Source organism: Alphaproteobacteria bacterium (genome assembly GCA_040218575.1).
Taxonomy (GTDB): Bacteria; Pseudomonadota; Alphaproteobacteria; order JAVJRE01; family JAVJRE01; genus JAVJRE01.
The window spans coordinates 583,752-599,446 of sequence record JAVJRE010000007.1; the positions used below are offsets into that span (position 1 = coordinate 583,752).

Consider the following 15,695-nt stretch of genomic DNA (forward strand, 5'->3'; position numbering starts at 1 on the left):
TGACGGGCTTCCGGGCGGGCGGCCAGTGTGGGCCCGGACAGCAGCATGACCATAGACAAAGGCAACGCCCAGCACATGTGGGGACGCATGACGCAGAGGCCGCCCGCGCCGCGGCGGCGAGGGTCCGGCCCGTGAGCCGGCTGACGGAGGGACTGGACCCTCTGCCGGCACTGGCCAGGGAACCGGGCGAAGCCGCCGGCGAGGCCTATACCGCCGCCGTCCACCGCTGGCAGGAAGCCATTGACGGACTGGAAGAACCCTTGCGGCGGCAGTGTGCGGCACTGGCCGACGACGCCGCCGGCCGCGCGGTTCTGGACCGTGTATTCGCCTTCAGCCCGTTCCTGTCCGCCATTGCCACCGCCGACCCGGCCTTTACGCTGCGGATATTCAGCGAGGGGGCCGACGCCGGCGTGAGACTGGCCCGCGACGAGCTGGCAGCGGCGGTCAATGGTGGCAGTGATGGCGGACCGCCGACCACCGACGGGTTGATGCGCGCGCTCCGTCAGGCACGGCGGCGCACGGCGCTGGCCATCGCGCTGGCAGATATCGCCGGCGCCTGGCGGCTGGACCAGGTGACCGCCGCCCTGTCGGATTTTGCCAGTGAGGCCCTGCGGCTGGCCTGCCGCCACCTGCTGGGTGAGATGGCGGCGAGCGGACTGATCACGCCGGGCGACCCGGCGCAGCCCGATGCGGGCAGCGGCCTGGTGGTGCTGGGCATGGGCAAGCTGGGCGCTCGCGAGCTGAACTACTCCAGCGACGTGGACCTGATCGTCCTCTATGACGACGAGGCCATCGCCAGCCCGCGACCGGACGAACTGCAGGCGGCCTTCGTGCGGTTGGCCCGCGGTCTGGTGCGGATCATGCAGGAGGCCACCCGCGACGGCTATGTGATGCGGATGGACCTGCGCCTGCGCCCGGACCCGGCCGCGACACCGCTGGCCGTGTCGGTCCACGCCGCAGAAACCTACTACGAGAGTCTTGGCCAGAACTGGGAACGGGCGGCCATGATCAAGGCGCGGCCGGTGGCCGGCGACATTGAAGCGGGCGAACGCTTTCTGGCCCATCTGCGTCCGTTCATGTGGCGACGGCATCTGGACTTTGCCGCCATCCAGGACATTCACTCCATCAAGCGACAGATCAATGCCCATCGCGGCGGCCAGACGCTGGAGCTGGACGGACACAATGTGAAGCTTGGCCGCGGCGGCATCCGCGAGATCGAGTTCTTCGCCCAGACCCAGCAACTGATCTGGGGCGGCCGCGATGCCACCGTACGGCAGGCGCCGACCCGCGAGGCCCTGCACGCCCTGGCCACCGCCGGCCGCGTTCTGCCGCTGGTGGCGGTGGAGCTGGGCGGCGCTTATGAATTGTTGCGCCGGGTAGAGCACCGTCTGCAGATGATCGACGACCAGCAGACCCACAGCCTGCCGGCGACGGCGGCCGGGCGCGCCCGCCTTGCCCGTTTCATGGGCTATGGCGGGACAGACGGTCCGGCTCGCTTCGACGGTGAACTGCTGGCGGCGCTGCAACTGGTGGAACGTCGTTTTGGCGAGCTGTTCCAGGACGCGCCGGAACTGGGTCGGGGCGCAGGCGACAGCACCGGCCCTGACGGTGCGGCGACGGTAGGCAATCTGGTATTCACCGGCAGCGATGACGACCCCGATACGCTGGCCACCCTGGCCGATCTTGGCTTCGACAATCCGGTGGCGGTCAGTGGCATCATCCGCGGCTGGCATCACGGCCGCTATCGCGCCATGCGCAGCGCCCGCGCGCGCGAGTTGCTGACCGAGCTGACGCCGACCCTGCTCCAGTCGCTGGCCGGCACAGTGCATCCGTCCGGCGCCCTGGCCAATTTCGATTCCTTCCTGGGTCGTCTGCCGGCCGGGGTGCAGCTCTTTTCCATGTTCGCCGCCAACCCGTCCCTACTGAGCCTGGTGGTGGACATCATGGGGGACGCACCGCGCCTGGCCGAAACTCTGTCGCGCAACCCGGGCCTGATCGACGCCATGCTGAGTGGCGATTTCTTCGCCCCCCCTGGCGACCGGGCGATACTGGAGAGCGAGCTGGCGGTTCTGCTGAAGCAGGCCGCCGACTATGAGGACGTGCTGGGAATCGTGCGTCGCTGGGCCAATGAGCGAAAGTTCCAGGTGGGGGTGCAGGTGCTGCGCGGACGAAGCGTCATCGACCAGGCCGGCCGCCACTACACCCACATTGCCGAAGCGGCGCTGAACCAGTTGCAGCCGGCGGTCGAAGCCGAGTTCAGCCGGCAGCACGGACATGTCCCCGGCGGCGGCTTTGCCATCGTCGCCATGGGCAAGCTGGGCAGTGGCGAGCTGTCGCCGACCTCTGACATCGACCTCACCTTCGTCTATGACGCGCCGCCGGACGTGACCGCCAGCGACGGGCCGAAGCCGCTGTCCCCCAGCCACTATTATGCCCGTTTCGCCCAGCGCGTCATTGCCGCGATCACCGCGCTTACCGGCGATGGCCGGCTATATGAAATCGACATGCGTCTGCGCCCGTCCGGCAATGCCGGTCCCATCGCATCATCGCTTGAAGCCTTCACCCGCTACTATGGCGAGGCAGCCTGGACATGGGAGCATATGGCCCTGACCCAGGCGCGCGCCCTGACCGGACCGGATCCGTTGCGCCGGGCCATAGACCACACCATTCGCCAGGTCCTGACCCGACCACGCGATGGGAACACACTGCGCCACGACATTGCCGACATGCGCCAGCGCGTTGCCCGCCAGCACCCGCCGCGCGGACCCTGGAGTCCGAAATACGGTGCGGGCGGCCTGATGGACCTTGAGTTCATCGCGCAGTTTCTGATGCTGGCCCATGGCCATGCGCACGCCGAGGTACTGGGCCAGGGCACGGCCGACACCTTCATTCGCCTGGGCGAGGCCGGCGTACTGCCGCCGGCCACCGCACAGGATCTGGCCGACACACACCGCCTGTGGCGGGCCGTGCAGGCGATCCTGCGCCTGACCATGGACCGGCCCTTCGATCCCGACGCCGCGCCGGCCAGCGTCAGGACGGCGCTGACCCGGGCGACGCAGAGCGACAGCTTCGACCATCTGGCGACACGCCTCAGCCAGGCAACAGAACGGGCCCGCACCGTATTCATGAGCCTGATCGGCGAGCCCGACGACGACGCCATCAAACCGAACGAGGAGAAAAAGCCATGATCGAAAAACTGGTACCGCCGACGATGGCAAAGCCGGCCAGCGCCTATGCGCACGGCGCGGTGATTCCCGCCGGCGCGCGCACCCTGCACGTCTCCGGCCAGCTTGGCCTGGCGGCCGACGGCCGGGTCGGTAACGGGGCGGCAGAACAACTGGAACTGGCCTTTATCAACGTCCTGGCGGTGGTCGAGGCGGCAGGGATGACGGCCATGGATCTGGCCAAGATCACCGCCTTCCTGACCAACACCGACCAGATTCCGGCTTTCCGGGAGACCCGCGACCGCCTGCTCCCCGGGGTCGCCTGCGCCTCGTCCATGGTTATCGTCAGCGCCCTGGCCGCGCCGCCATTTCTGGTGGAAATCGAGGCGGTTGCGGCGCGCGCCTGAACCAGGCGGCGGCCCCGAGAGGGTTCCCCTGCGCCGCATGGGCGCTACACTAGGGGCCGCATAAGGACGTTAAAACTCTATCAGGGGAAATCACCATGCGTCGCATCACCGCCGCAATCATCGCATTCGCGCTGACCGCCAGTCTGGTCTTTACGCCGGCCGCCAACCGGACCATTCCCTTCGGTCTGGGTGTGGCACCGGCGCTGGCCACCGACAGTGACCGCGGCGGCCCGCCGGCCGGCGCCGCCACAGTGGTCAGCAGCCAGCAATTGATCGTCGCCCTGACGGTCATCACGGCGCTGCAACTGACCCAGATGCTGTCGGTGGTGGACCCGTTCCGCCATATGAACAGGATCACCATCGAAGGCGCCATCGTGCCCTACGAGGCAATCATCATGCGGGTCGCCTTCTACAACGCGGCGATCGCCCTGCTCTATCTCAACAACGCGCGCGCCCTCAATCCGCTGCAGCGGGTTTCCTACACCGAGGGCCTGATCGTGCAGGCCCAGAACAATCTGGACGACGCCCTGGAATTCGGTGACGATGACGATGTCTATGAAGCGGCTGAAGCGCTGCACTGGCTGTCGTCACTGTGCTATTATCTGGCGGCCTTCGCCCATGCCCAGCAGCAGGAAAGCTGAGCAAGCGGAATCCGAAGACACAAAAACAAGAAATGAAAAGGAGACGGTTATGGCCGCAGCGAAGCGATTGGCCCTTGCGGCGGGGATGATCACCGCCTTTGCCGTGGCGGGCATGGGGCCAGGGCCGTCTTCTATGTCCGTGCTTGCGCCGGTGTCGGTGACCCCGGCGCTGGCCACGGACTCCGACCGCGGTGGCCCGCCCGAGCACACCCGGCGGATCACCATCCCGCGCGGCGAGCATACGGCCGAACAGGTGCGCGGCTATATGGAGTCGTTCCAGCGGTCCGGCCTGCAACCGACCATTGAGGGCGGCGACGCGTTCGACCAGCAGGTCTTCCTGCTGGCCCGCAACAATCCCGACCTGGCGGCCAAGTATCTGAGCCGCGCCATCGGCCGCACCAATGCCCAGCGGCTGGCGATTCTTGACGACCTGAAGCAGGAAGCCAAGACCCTGGCGGATGTGGCCAAACAGATCGGCAGCCAGGAACAGCAGACGGCGGCGAATGCCGTACACGCCTTGCTGACCGGCATGCACGGCCAGATGACGGCTATCGTCGCCGCCGAGCAGGCCGGCAACTAAGACCGGCCGGCGGATCAGGTGGCGGCGCCGGCGGCGCCGTCACCGTCGCCCTCACCCACCCGGGCGGCGAGTGAGGCTTCCAGAAACATGTCGATGTCGCCATCGAGCACCGCCTGGACATTGCCGGTTTCGGCCTCTGTGCGCAGATCCTTGACCATCTGGTAGGGGTGCAGCACATAGGAGCGGATCTGGTGGCCCCAGCCGATGTCGGATTTGGCGGCCTCGATGGCCTGGGCCTCCGCCTCGCGCTTCTGCAACTCCCGCTCATAGAGCCGGGCTTTGAGCATCTGCATGGCGGTGTCGCGGTTGCGATGCTGTGAGCGGTCGTTCTGGCAGGCGACGACGATGCCGGTCGGCAGGTGGGTCAGACGCACGGCGCTGGACGTCTTGTTGACGTGCTGGCCGCCGGCGCCGGATGCCCGATAGGTGTCCACCCGCAGATCCTTGGGATCGACGGTAATCTCTATGGTGTCCTCGACCACCGGATAAATCCAGGCGCTGGCGAAGCCGGTCTGGCGCCGCGCGTTGGAATCAAACGGCGATATGCGGACCAGACGGTGAACGCCGCTTTCGGTCTTGAGCCAGCCATAGGCATAGTCGCCGGAGATACGCAGCGTCGCCGACTTGATGCCGGCCTCCTCACCCTGGCTTTCCTCCAGCCAGTCCACCTTGAAGCCGTGCGCCTCAGCCCAGCGGGCATACATGCGCGACAGCATCTCGGCCCAGTCCTGGGAATCGGTGCCGCCGGCGCCGGCGTGAATCTCGACGAAACAGTCATTGGCGTCGGCCTCGCCCGACAACAGGGAGAGGAAGCGCATTCGCCCGGCCTCGGCCGCCAGACGATCAACCGTGGCTTCCGCATCGGCCAGGACGGAATCGTCTCCCTCCATCTCCGCCAGCTCGATGAGGTCGAGAGAGTCCGCGAGCTGCTGTTCCAGATCGCGGCAGGTGGTGACCTGGCGCTCCAGAGTGGAGCGCTCGCTCATGATCCGGCGGGCGCGGGCCGCATCATCCCACAAAGACGGGTCTTCGACGGCGGCGTTCAGCTCGTCGAGACGACGCAGGGCTGTGTCCCAGTCAAAGGAACCTCCTCAGCAGAGCGAGAGACTCCCGTATCTCCTCCGCCTTGGCCTGAATCTCCGCCTTCATCCGTCGTGCTCCGGCTGGTGCTGAACCCGGCCGGACCCTAGCAGAGGGCCGGGCCAGCGCAAGGTGGCGTGGCTCGATGGCCGCAAGCGCTAGTACAACCCACCGGTGCCGGCGGCCGGTGCAGTGGAGTCGGCCGGTACGCCGCCGTCAATGACAGCGCCGGCCTCGGTGGGCACGGCACCCTCGCGGAAAGCCTCGAGAATGGCGCCCTGACGGCGACCGCCCGTGGGCTGGCCGCTGGCGGCGTCAACCCAGACCAGTCGCGCGCCGGGCGGCACACGGAACGGAATGGCCGGCTGGTCTTCCAGCGCCGCCGCCATGAAGTCGCGGAATACGGGCACGGCAACGCTGGAACCGGTCTCGCGCGGGCCCAGGGTCTGCGGCTCATCAAAGCCGATGTAGATGCCCACCGCCAGATCGGGGGCAAAGCCAACGAACCATGTGTCGCGGCCATCGTTGGTGGTGCCGGTCTTGCCGGCCAGCGGCTTGCCGACAGCGGCAATGCGTACGCCGGTGCCGCGCTCCACCACGCCCTGCAGCATGGAGACGATCTGGAAGGCGGTCACCGGATCGGCAACCCTTGGCCTGAGGTCCGGCAAGGCCGGCGGCACGCCTGCGTTCAGCGTGCCAGGACCGCAGGCGCAGGCGCGCGTGTCATGGCGGAACACGGTGCGGCCATGGCGGTCCTGCACCCGGTCGATGAAGCTTGGCGTGATGCGCCGGCCGCCATTGTCCAGCATGGCGTAGGCGCTGGTCAGGCGCAGAAGCGTGGTTTCCGCCGCCCCCAGCGACATGGACAGAAGTTCAGGCAGATCGTCGACCACGCCGAAACGCTCCGCCGCACCGGCCACCCGCGCCATGCCAATGGTCTGGGCCAGACGCACGGTCATCAGATTGCGCGATTTCTCGATGCCGACACGCATGGGACTCGGCCCATAGAACTCTTCCGTGTAGTTGCTGGGTTTCCACAGCCCCTGGCCGACCCCCTGATCGATGACAAAGGGCGCGTCGAGGACAATGGTCGCCGGCGACAGGCCGGCCTCCAGCGCTGCCAGATAAACGAAGGGCTTAAAGGCGGACCCCGGCTGGCGGGCGGCCTGGGTGGCCCGATTGAACTGGCTGCGGGCAAAGCTGTAGCCGCCGGAGATGGCCAGCACCCGCCCGGTATGGGGATCGAGCGCCACCAGGCCGCCGTCGATGGCCGGGATCTGGCGCAGGGCAAAGCGGCTGGCCAGCCCCGCGCCGGCGGTTGCACCGCCGCTTTGGCCAGCGCTCTGGGCGTCGGCCTGACCGCCGGCCTGGGCAGCCGCATCAACCGCATCAACCAGCGGCTCGACAGCGACGATGTCGCCCACCGTCAGCACATCCGACGGACGCGACGGCGCCGGCCCCACGGACTGCCCCGCCTGCCAGGGGCGGGCCCAGTCCATCTCGCTCCACGGCAGGCTGGCGGTGCGACCACCGACCAGGCCGATCTCCGCCCCGTCCGCGCCCAGGGCCAGGACAGCGGCCAGCCGCCAGCCCGGAGCCAGCGCCGGTACCGACAGCCCGGCCAGCTCCACCCGCCAGTCGGCGCCGTCCGCCAGGCGCGCCAAGGGGCCGCGCCAGCCATGACGCCGGTCATAGGCTTCCAATCCGTCGCGCAGCACCTGGTCGGCAATCGCCTGCAAGCGGGGATCGAGACTGGTGCGGACACTGAGCCCGCCCTCATAGAGGGTGGTCTCGCTGTAGGAGTCGGCGAGTTCGCGCCGCACCTCCTCTGCAAACCAATCCGCGTCGGCGAGCGTGGTCCGGCCGGGCGGACGAATGGTCAGGGGCTGGTCGCGCGCCACCGCGGCCTCCTCCGCGGTGACGAAGCCCTCCGCTTCCATACGGCCGATGACCCAGTTGCGGCGGTCCAGCGCCGCTTCGTAATTGCGACGGGGATGATAGTTGTTGGGGGCCTTGGGCAAAGCCGCAAGAAACGCCGCCTCTTCCAGAGTCAGGTCATCCGGCGACTTGCCGAAATAGTTGAGAGCCGCCGCGGCGACACCGAACGAGCGGAAGCCAAGAAAAATCTCATTGAGATAAAGCTCGAGAATACGGTCCTTGCCGAGGGCGCGCTCCATGCGCAGGGCGAGGATCGCCTCCTTGACCTTGCGCTCTATGGAAACCTCGTTGGTCAGCAGAAAGTTCTTGGCGACCTGCTGGGTGATGGTGGAGGCGCCGACCGGCCGCTGGTTGGTGCCGAGACGGCTGACATTGGTGATGGCGGCGCGCACGACGCTGAACGGATTGACCCCCGGATGGCTGTAGAAGGTCTTGTCCTCGGCGGCGAGGAAGGCCTTCACCACCAGCTTGGGCATGGCCTCGATGGGAACAAAGACCCGGCGCTCGCTGGCATATTCGGCGATCAGCCGGCCGTCGCCGGCGTGAATGCGGGTGGTGGTCGGCGGCTCATAGTCGGCCAACTGGTCATAGCGCGGCAGATCGCGGCCAAAGTGCCAGAACAGCCCCAGCACGCCGGCAACGCCGGCCAGGCCAAGCAGCAGGCCGCAAACCAGGACAAAGGCAAAGAAACGTCTCATGGCACCGGTGGCGCTCCTGCGACTGCGGCGGCGGACTGGCCGGCGGTGGCCTGCTGCGGCGGCGGACCGGCCGCCGTCGCCAGTCTAGCCCTATGCCGCAAACATAGGCGGCAAATATGGCAGGAATTGCGCATGGTATCCGGCCCCGCGGCCGGCGGCGCCGGCCATACGCCCGCGGCCCGCAACCTATGTGCGATTGAGGGCGTCGGCCCAGGCAAAATAGGCGTCGAGCGCACGGACCAGAGCATCGCCGACGGCACGGCGGTGATCGGCGCCATTGAGCTGCGCCTCGTCCTCCCGGTTTGAGAGGTAGCCCAGCTCCAGCAGGACCGACGGCACATCCGGCGCCTTGAGCACGGCAAACCCGGCAAAGCGGTGACTGTGCCGCAGGACGGTCACCGCCTCGGCCATTTCAGCGGTCAACATGCCGGCGAAGCGGGCCGACAGGTTCATGGTCTCGCGCTGGGCCAGATCAATCAGGATGCCGGAGACTTCCGGGTTTTCGCTGCTGAGGTCTATGCCGGCAATGATGTCGGCCTTGTTCTCCTTGGCGGCGAGGGCGGCGGATTCAGCGTCGGAGGCGGTTTCCGACAAGGTATAGACGCTGGCCCCGCGCAGCCCCTTGTCCGGATTGGAATCCGCGTGCAGCGAGATAAACAGGTCCGCCCCCTGGGTCCGGGCCAGCGCCACACGGTCACGCAACCTGAGGAACGTGTCCTGATCACGGGTCAGATAGACGCGGTAGCGGCCCGTCGCCTGCAGCCGCGCCGCCAGGGCCTGGGCATAAGCCAGGGTAACGGACTTCTCATAGGTGCCGCGGACACCGATGGCGCCGGGATCAACCCCGCCGTGGCCGGCATCGATGGCGATGACACGGGGGCCGGCGACAATCGGCCGCCGCTGCACCCCCGGCAGGCCGGCCGTCGCCGTGTCCGGCCCGGCGGCAGGCGCCGCTGGCGCTGCAGCAGCGGCGGCAGGGGGGGCGGTGGCGGCCGAAGCGGCGGCGAAACTGGCCGGGTCACTGACTGTCAGATCGATCACCAGACGATCGGGGGCGCCATCGGCGGCGGCGAGCAGGAACGCCTGGCTAACCGCCGCCGGCGCCGACAGGTCAAGGACCAGACGCGAGGTGGCCGCATCGAACTGGCCAAAGCGAAAGCTGTGCACCACGCCGGCGCCGGTCTGACCAAGGGTGCCGGGCAACCGCCAGTCCACCGGCGGCAAGTCGACCACCACCCGCCTCGGCTCCACCAGGGTGAAGATACGGAACGGCACCGGCCCGGACAGGTCCAGGACCAGTCGGGTGCGGTCAGGATGGACGCCGAGCCGCACATCCATGACCTGGGGCCCGGCAGCGGCGGCGGGACCGGCCAGCGGCGCCAGAATGCCGACCAGCCCGACCGCCAGCCCGACCACCAGCCCGACCACCGGGGCGGCCAGCAGGCAGCCGGATACAAGGCGGCGAAGGCAGTCAAGAGTCGCAGTCATGTCAAGGACATATGGCAGATTCCTTGACTCGATGGGAAGCCCTTTGTCAGGCAGTCACGCGGTCGTGCCAGGCGGCGGACCCGGCGACGGCATGGTAAACGGACTCTGGCGCCCGACGGCGGCGGCCTGTATGGTGGCCAGGTTACATGCCGCAGGACGACCTTCGCCCGACTGGGTGGATCGGCCCGCCTGCGGCCGGTGATGGACGGGGCGCCATAATCCGGCACCGCCGCAACGCCACTCCCGGCATTCGTGCAGCGGCCCGTTATCGCAGTACCGCAAGACCATCCGGTGCCCACCGGCATTTCGCCACGGCCCGGCCAACAGGATCATTGCACACTTGGACACGCCCCGCCCCGCCCGCACCAACCTTCGCTTCAGGGCGACGCTGGCGTGCTCCTCTCCCATCGACCTTACTTCCCGCGCCGCTGTCCGCGCCCTTCGGGCCGCGCCTGATAGCCGTGCGCCGGATTCTGGAGCCATACATGACACGACGCATGCTCATCGACGCCACCCACGCGGGCGAAACCCGCGTGGCGGTGGTGGATTCCCGCAACAGGCTTGAAGACTTCGATTTTGAGACCGCCGCCAAGGCGCAGGTCAAAGGCAATGTCTATCTGGCCAAGGTGACGCGGGTAGAACCCTCCCTGCAGGCGGCCTTTGTTGAGTTCGGCGGCAATCGCCACGGCTTTCTGCCGTTCAACGAAATCCACACAGACTATTACCAGATTCCCGTCGCCGACCGCGAAGCCCTGACCGCCGAGGCGGACCGCGAAAGCGACGGCAATGGTGAGGCCAGCCACAACGAGGATGGCGACGGCGAGCCGGTGGAGACCGTCGGTGGCACCGACGACTCCGATGCCGATGAAGCCGAGGACCGGCGACGGCGCGCCTTCGCCCGCCGCTACAAGATTCAGGAAGTCATCAAGCGGCGGCAGATCCTGCTGGTTCAGGTGACCAAGGAAGAACGCGGCACCAAAGGCGCCGCGCTGACCACCTATCTGTCGCTGGCCGGACGCTATTGCGTCCTGATGCCCAACACACCGCGCGGCGGCGGCGTCAGCCGCAAGATCGCCAGCGCACAGGACCGCAAGCGCCTGCGCAGCGTTGTCGAAGAGATGCAACTGCCGGCCGGCATGGCGGTGATCGTCCGCACCGCCGGGCAGGACCGGACCAAGACCGAAATCAAGCGCGACTGCGACTATCTGATGCGGTTGTGGAGCGACATCCGCGAAAACACCATGAAATCCACGGCACCGGCATTGATTCATGCCGAGGGCGACCTGGTGCGCCGGTCCATCCGTGACCTCTACCGCGGCGAGATTGACGAGCTGCTGGTGGAAGGCGAGGAAGGCTATCGAGCCGCCAAGGATTTCATGCGGATGCTGATGCCGAGTCATGCCCGGCGCGTCAAACAGTATAAGAACGAATCCGTACCTCTGTTCCACGACTGCGGCATTGTCGGCCAGATCGACGATCTGCACGATCTGGACGTGAAGCTGCCTGCCGGCGGCTCCATCGTCATCAACCAGACCGAAGCGCTGGTCGCCATCGACGTCAATTCAGGCCGCGCCACCCGCGAACGCAATATCGAAGAGACCGCCTACAAGACCAACCTGGAGGCGGCGGACGAAGTGGCGCGGCAACTGCGCCTGCGTGACCTGGCCGGATTGATCGTCATCGACTTCATCGACATGGACGATACGCGCCATGTACATGCGGTGGAGCGACGGCTGAAGGCGGCCCTGGCCAACGACCGGGCACGTATCCAGCTTGGCCGCATCAGCCCCTTTGGCCTGATGGAAATGTCCCGTCAGCGCATGCGGCCCAGCCTGATCGAGGCAACCTATAATGTTTGTTCAACCTGCGGCGGCACCGGCCTGACCCGAAACATCCCGTCCAGCGCCCTGCACGTTCTGCGCGCGGCAGAAGAAAGCTGCATGCGGGGTGGCGGCAACCTGACGGTCCACACCGCGACGCCGGTAGCGCTGCACATACTCAACGACAAGCGCGACGACATGCTGCAGATCGAGCAGCGTTTTGGTGTGCGCCTGCGTATCCTGGGCGATGACAGCCTGACCCCGCCCGCCTACCGCATTGAAAGCGATCGGGGCGAAAGCGGCGAGGCCCGTCCGGAAAGCCGCGTCAGCCGGGGCGACGACCGCGCACGAAGTGAAGAAGCACCGCGCCAGGAAGAGCGACCCCGTGGCGAGGAGGAGGCGCGCGGCCGGCGACGGCCTCGTCGCGGCCGTCGGCGTGACGGCGGCGAAGGCGAAGCGTCATCTGCCGAGACCGGCGAAGAGGAGGTGTCAGCGACACCTGACGCGGAAGGGGACAGCCGCGAGCGAACGACGCGCGACAGTGAGGATGGCGACGGCCGGCCGCGGCGGCGCCGTGGCCGACGTGGCGGCAGACGCCGGCGGCGGCGCGATGAGTCCAGCGAGGCCGGCGAGTCCGGTCAGAATGACCAGGCGGCAGCCAGCGAACCAGCGCATGACGACCAGACGGGCGACGAGCAGGTTGGCGATGCCGCCAACGGCGCTGGAGGGGAACCGACCGGTGATGATGACGGGCGCGTAGCGGCGGCGGATGAAGCCACGCCGCCAGAACCCCGATCACGGCGACGGCCGAGCCGCGCACGTCGTGCCGCGAGCGCCGATGATGGCGCCGTCACCGAGGAGTCCGCTGACGGCCCTGGCATAAGCAGCGGCGACGAGAGCCGCGATGACAATACCATCGCCGCCACGGCTACCGACGAGTCGGCCAGCGCAAGCGGGACCGACGGCGAGACGGTCAAACCGGCGCGCCGCAGCCGCGCCAAGGCCAAGACCAAGACCGCCGGCAAGACCACGGCAAAGCCCGCCACCAAGAGTCGGACCCGCCGCAAGACACCAGCCAGAGCGGCCAGCACAGCGGCCGCGAACGGTGACAGCGATGGCGACGGTGCGCCCCAAGCAAGCGGTGGGCGGGGCACGGCCGTCGAGTCCGGCGGTGCGCCAGCGGCGGTTGAGACGCAGAGTCATTCTTCTGCGCGGCGTGACGCGGGCGACCATGCCTCAGTCAACGGCGCCAGCCTTTCGGCGGATGTTGATGGTGCGAGCGACAGCGCGAGCGACGATGGGGGCGATGGTGGCGCCAACAGCGCATCGCGACGCAAAGGGTGGTGGCAGCGGGCCTTTGGCTGACAGCCGGCCGCTGATGTCCGGCTAGTGCCAGGCCTTGAGCCGTCGCACACCCTCTTCCATGTCGGCGGTTGAGCCGGCGAAAGAGAAACGCAGATAGTGGTGACCGCGCCGGGTGTCGAAATCGATGCCCGGCGCTGTGGCGACCGCCGCCTCGCGCAGCATACGCTGGCAGAAGCCCATGCTGTCGTCGGTCCGTGCGGATACATCCGCATAGAGGTAGAAGGCGCCATCGGCCGGCGCGAAACTGTCGAAACCGGCCATGGGCAGGTGATGCAGCAAGAGGTCGCGATTGGCGCGGTAGCGCTGCACATGGCCGTCCAGCTCTTCATGGCTGTGGAGGGCGGCGCGGGCGGCAAGCTGCGGCAGGGTCGGCGGCGCCAGAAACAGGTTCTGGGCCAGAGCCTCTATAGCCGCCACCAGGTCGTCCGGCGCCACCAGCCAGCCCAATCGCCAACCGGTCATCGCATAGTATTTGGAGAAGCTGTTAACAGTGATGGCGCTGGGGCTGTGCGCCACGGCAGTGGCCGCGGCCCGGCCGAACGTAATGCCGTGATAGATCTCGTCGGAGATCAGGCGCACCCCATGGTCATGGCACCAGCGGGCCAGAGCGGAAAAATCCTCAGGCGACAGCATGGCACCGGTAGGGTTGGCCGGACTGGCGACAATGAGGCCGTCAGGCAACGGGTCGAGTGCCGCCAAATGGGCGATGGTCGGCTGAAACCCGCTGTCGGGCCCGGTAGCGATCTCCACAGCCTGCAAATCAAGCGCATGCAGGATATTGCGGTATCCGGGATAGCCGGGCGCGGCAAGAGCAACGCGGTCGCCGGCGTCAAAGGCTGCCAGGAAAGCCAGCACGAACCCGGCCGAAGACCCGGTGGTCACCACCATTCGCTCCATGGCCGCGGCGACCCCGTACATGGCCTTGTAGTGCGCCGCCAGATCGTGCCGCAATGCCGGTAGCCCCAGAGCCTCGGTATAGCCGAGACGGTCGCTGTCCAGCGCCGCGCGGGCGGCGGCAAGCACCGCCCGCGGCGCCGCACTGCCAGGCTGGCCAATCTCCATGTGGATGACATCAGCGCCGGTCGCCGCCACTTCACGCGCCTGGCGCATCATGGCCAGGGCATGGAACGGCGCCGTGCGGCCGCGACGTGAAGACTTGAGCGCCATGGGCGAAGCGGCAAACCGGTTCAGCGTCGATCCAGCAGGGCCAGGCCGGGCGGATCGGCGGCGATGGCGCAGGGCGCCGCGCGGCTGGCGACGCCGTCGGGACAATGAAAGGCGACGGCCTGCGTCGCCGCTGTCACCGTGGCGGCAAGCGCCGCGGCCGCCGGCGCACCATCGCCGAGGCGAGCGAGCAGGCCTTGTGCCCGCTCTGCAGCGGCGGCGTCGCCGATGACCGCAACGGCGGAGTAGACCGTGCGCGCACTGTCGCTGAGCTCCGCCGCGAGGGCGGTGGTGCCGGAAGTGGTGACCGCCGGTTCGGCCAGCAGGAAGCCCCAGTCGGGCACCGTCACGCCAGTGCCGAAGGGTGCGCCCAGGCTCAATCCGCAGACCACCACCATGCCGCTGCCATCGGCGGTGACGATCCCGCCACCGGAATGGCGGGTACCGGTGGCCGCCGCCCCTGTGGCCTGTCCGGCCGCCAGCCAGCGCAGGCGACCGTCCACGGCGCCCGCAGCCGACGCCGCGCCCCAGGTGGCCTGCACCGCCGCCAGATCCGCCGCGGTCACCGCCAGGCCCATGTCCCGCAACGTCAGGGCAAGCGTCCGGCCGCTCTGGCCGGTGTAGAGAATGCCGCCGGATTCGAACTGTATCTGGCCGAGAATGCGCCTGAGGGCCGGCTGGACCAGGCGGTCGCCTTCCTGCAGCGGCTGGCCGGACCCGTCGAGGAAAAGCGCCGCCGTCAGGGGGTCGTCAGCCAGCTTGCGGCTGTTGGCCGCCAGCGCCGCCGCCAGAGTGCGGGAGACCGCCACGCCGCCGGCCAGGCGGACGGCCGGTCCGGTCAGGCCCTGCCATTTGATTTCGCCATAGCTGTCGTGCAGGACCGCCAGACCACGGACCAGAGCCGGCAGGCCGACGCCGGCAGCGCCAGCGGCCGGGAACTCCAGCACACCGGAACGCCCGGCCTGCCCGTCAATCACCAGACAACGGCCGCCGGCCCCCAGCGACACGCCCGCCGGATAGGTCACTGCCAGGGCCAGTGAGCCGGCGACCGCCGCATCGGCCGCATTGCCGCCGCCGCGCAGGATATTGCGGGCGACCAGCGCCGCTTCCGGCTCGCTGGCTGCCGCCATGCCGACAAAATCATCATTCAGACTACGGCTGAAAACACTGGTATCGGACCCGAGGCCACAGGCGGAAAGGACCATGCCGGCCACCACCGCCAACGCAGCAGCGGCCGACCGACGGCAGCCGGACGGGGCACGGCGCACCAGGCGACGCAAGCCGGGAGAAGAGAAGCTGACCACCATCACGTCCTGCCCACCCTGTTCGTGCCACCCTGTTTATGCGCGC

10 protein-coding genes are annotated in these 15,695 nt (G+C 68.1%); 5 read left to right on the forward strand and 5 right to left on the reverse strand.

Annotated features, from left to right (window positions below):
- The first annotated feature begins 131 nt into the window (after positions 1-131).
- From RIE31_12070 to RIE31_12085, 4 genes are all read left to right on the forward strand, one after another.
- The gene (locus RIE31_12070; protein MEQ8641322.1) at positions 132-3,188 is read left to right on the forward strand and encodes a bifunctional [glutamine synthetase] adenylyltransferase/[glutamine synthetase]-adenylyl-L-tyrosine phosphorylase; all 3,057 of its coding nucleotides are present in this window, start codon (positions 132-134) and stop codon (positions 3,186-3,188) included.
- Positions 3,185-3,571, forward strand: a complete 387-nt coding sequence (locus tag RIE31_12075; GenBank protein ID MEQ8641323.1) for a RidA family protein — start codon at positions 3,185-3,187, stop codon at positions 3,569-3,571. Before RIE31_12070 ends, RIE31_12075 begins: the two co-directional genes overlap by 4 nt.
- A gap of 95 nt (positions 3,572-3,666) precedes the next feature.
- Positions 3,667-4,212 carry a hypothetical protein gene (locus tag RIE31_12080; GenBank protein ID MEQ8641324.1) on the forward strand — a complete coding sequence of 182 codons (546 nt, stop codon included), beginning with the start codon at positions 3,667-3,669 and terminating at the stop codon, positions 4,210-4,212.
- Positions 4,213-4,261: 49 nt separating this feature from the next.
- Entirely contained in the window at positions 4,262-4,792 is a 531-nt protein-coding gene (locus RIE31_12085) for a hypothetical protein (GenBank protein ID MEQ8641325.1), read from the forward strand.
- 14 nt (positions 4,793-4,806) lie between these two features.
- On the opposite strand, the gene prfB is transcribed toward RIE31_12085, so the two are convergent.
- The 3 genes from prfB to RIE31_12100 form a co-directional block, all read right to left on the reverse strand.
- A protein-coding gene (prfB, locus tag RIE31_12090) for a peptide chain release factor 2 (protein ID MEQ8641326.1) occupies positions 4,807-5,941 on the reverse strand; the annotation gives its coding sequence in 2 pieces (ribosomal slippage) (positions 4,807-5,871 and positions 5,873-5,941; 1,134 coding nt in all).
- An 89-nt stretch (positions 5,942-6,030) separates the two neighbouring features.
- On the reverse strand, positions 6,031-8,508 hold the full coding sequence (locus RIE31_12095) for a penicillin-binding protein 1A (GenBank protein ID MEQ8641327.1): 2,478 nt from the start codon (positions 8,506-8,508) through the stop codon (positions 6,031-6,033).
- 186 nt (positions 8,509-8,694) lie between these two features.
- A complete protein-coding gene (locus tag RIE31_12100) occupies positions 8,695-9,996 on the reverse strand; it encodes an N-acetylmuramoyl-L-alanine amidase (GenBank protein MEQ8641328.1) in 1,302 nt (433 codons plus the stop codon).
- Positions 9,997-10,481: 485 nt separating this feature from the next.
- Here RIE31_12100 and RIE31_12105 point away from each other — a divergent pair, with 485 nt between their 5' ends.
- A complete protein-coding gene (locus RIE31_12105; protein ID MEQ8641329.1) occupies positions 10,482-13,181 on the forward strand; it encodes an Rne/Rng family ribonuclease in 2,700 nt (899 codons plus the stop codon).
- A 21-nt stretch (positions 13,182-13,202) separates the two neighbouring features.
- On the opposite strand, the gene RIE31_12110 is transcribed toward RIE31_12105, so the two are convergent.
- Both RIE31_12110 and RIE31_12115 read right to left on the reverse strand, forming a co-directional pair.
- Positions 13,203-14,348, reverse strand: coding sequence for an aminotransferase class I/II-fold pyridoxal phosphate-dependent enzyme (locus tag RIE31_12110; protein ID MEQ8641330.1), 1,146 nt, complete (start codon positions 14,346-14,348; stop codon positions 13,203-13,205).
- 20 nt (positions 14,349-14,368) lie between these two features.
- The gene (locus tag RIE31_12115) at positions 14,369-15,652 is read right to left on the reverse strand and encodes a gamma-glutamyltransferase (GenBank protein ID MEQ8641331.1); all 1,284 of its coding nucleotides are present in this window, start codon (positions 15,650-15,652) and stop codon (positions 14,369-14,371) included.
- Positions 15,653-15,695 lie beyond the last annotated feature (43 nt).

Excerpts from the sequence above, each read along its gene's own strand:
- RIE31_12100 (MEQ8641328.1), bottom strand. The coding sequence starts at position 9,996 with ATGACTGCGACTCTTGACTGCCTTCGCCGCCTTGTATCCGGCTGCCTG.
- RIE31_12105 (MEQ8641329.1), top strand. The coding sequence starts at position 10,482 with ATGACACGACGCATGCTCATCGACGCCACCCACGCGGGCGAAACCCGC.
- RIE31_12080 (MEQ8641324.1), top strand. The coding sequence starts at position 3,667 with ATGCGTCGCATCACCGCCGCAATCATCGCATTCGCGCTGACCGCCAGT.
- RIE31_12085 (MEQ8641325.1), top strand. The coding sequence starts at position 4,262 with ATGGCCGCAGCGAAGCGATTGGCCCTTGCGGCGGGGATGATCACCGCC.
- RIE31_12115 (MEQ8641331.1), bottom strand. The coding sequence starts at position 15,652 with ATGGTGGTCAGCTTCTCTTCTCCCGGCTTGCGTCGCCTGGTGCGCCGT.
- RIE31_12095 (MEQ8641327.1), bottom strand. The coding sequence starts at position 8,508 with ATGAGACGTTTCTTTGCCTTTGTCCTGGTTTGCGGCCTGCTGCTTGGC.
- RIE31_12110 (MEQ8641330.1), bottom strand. The coding sequence starts at position 14,348 with ATGGCGCTCAAGTCTTCACGTCGCGGCCGCACGGCGCCGTTCCATGCC.
- RIE31_12075 (MEQ8641323.1), top strand. The coding sequence starts at position 3,185 with ATGATCGAAAAACTGGTACCGCCGACGATGGCAAAGCCGGCCAGCGCC.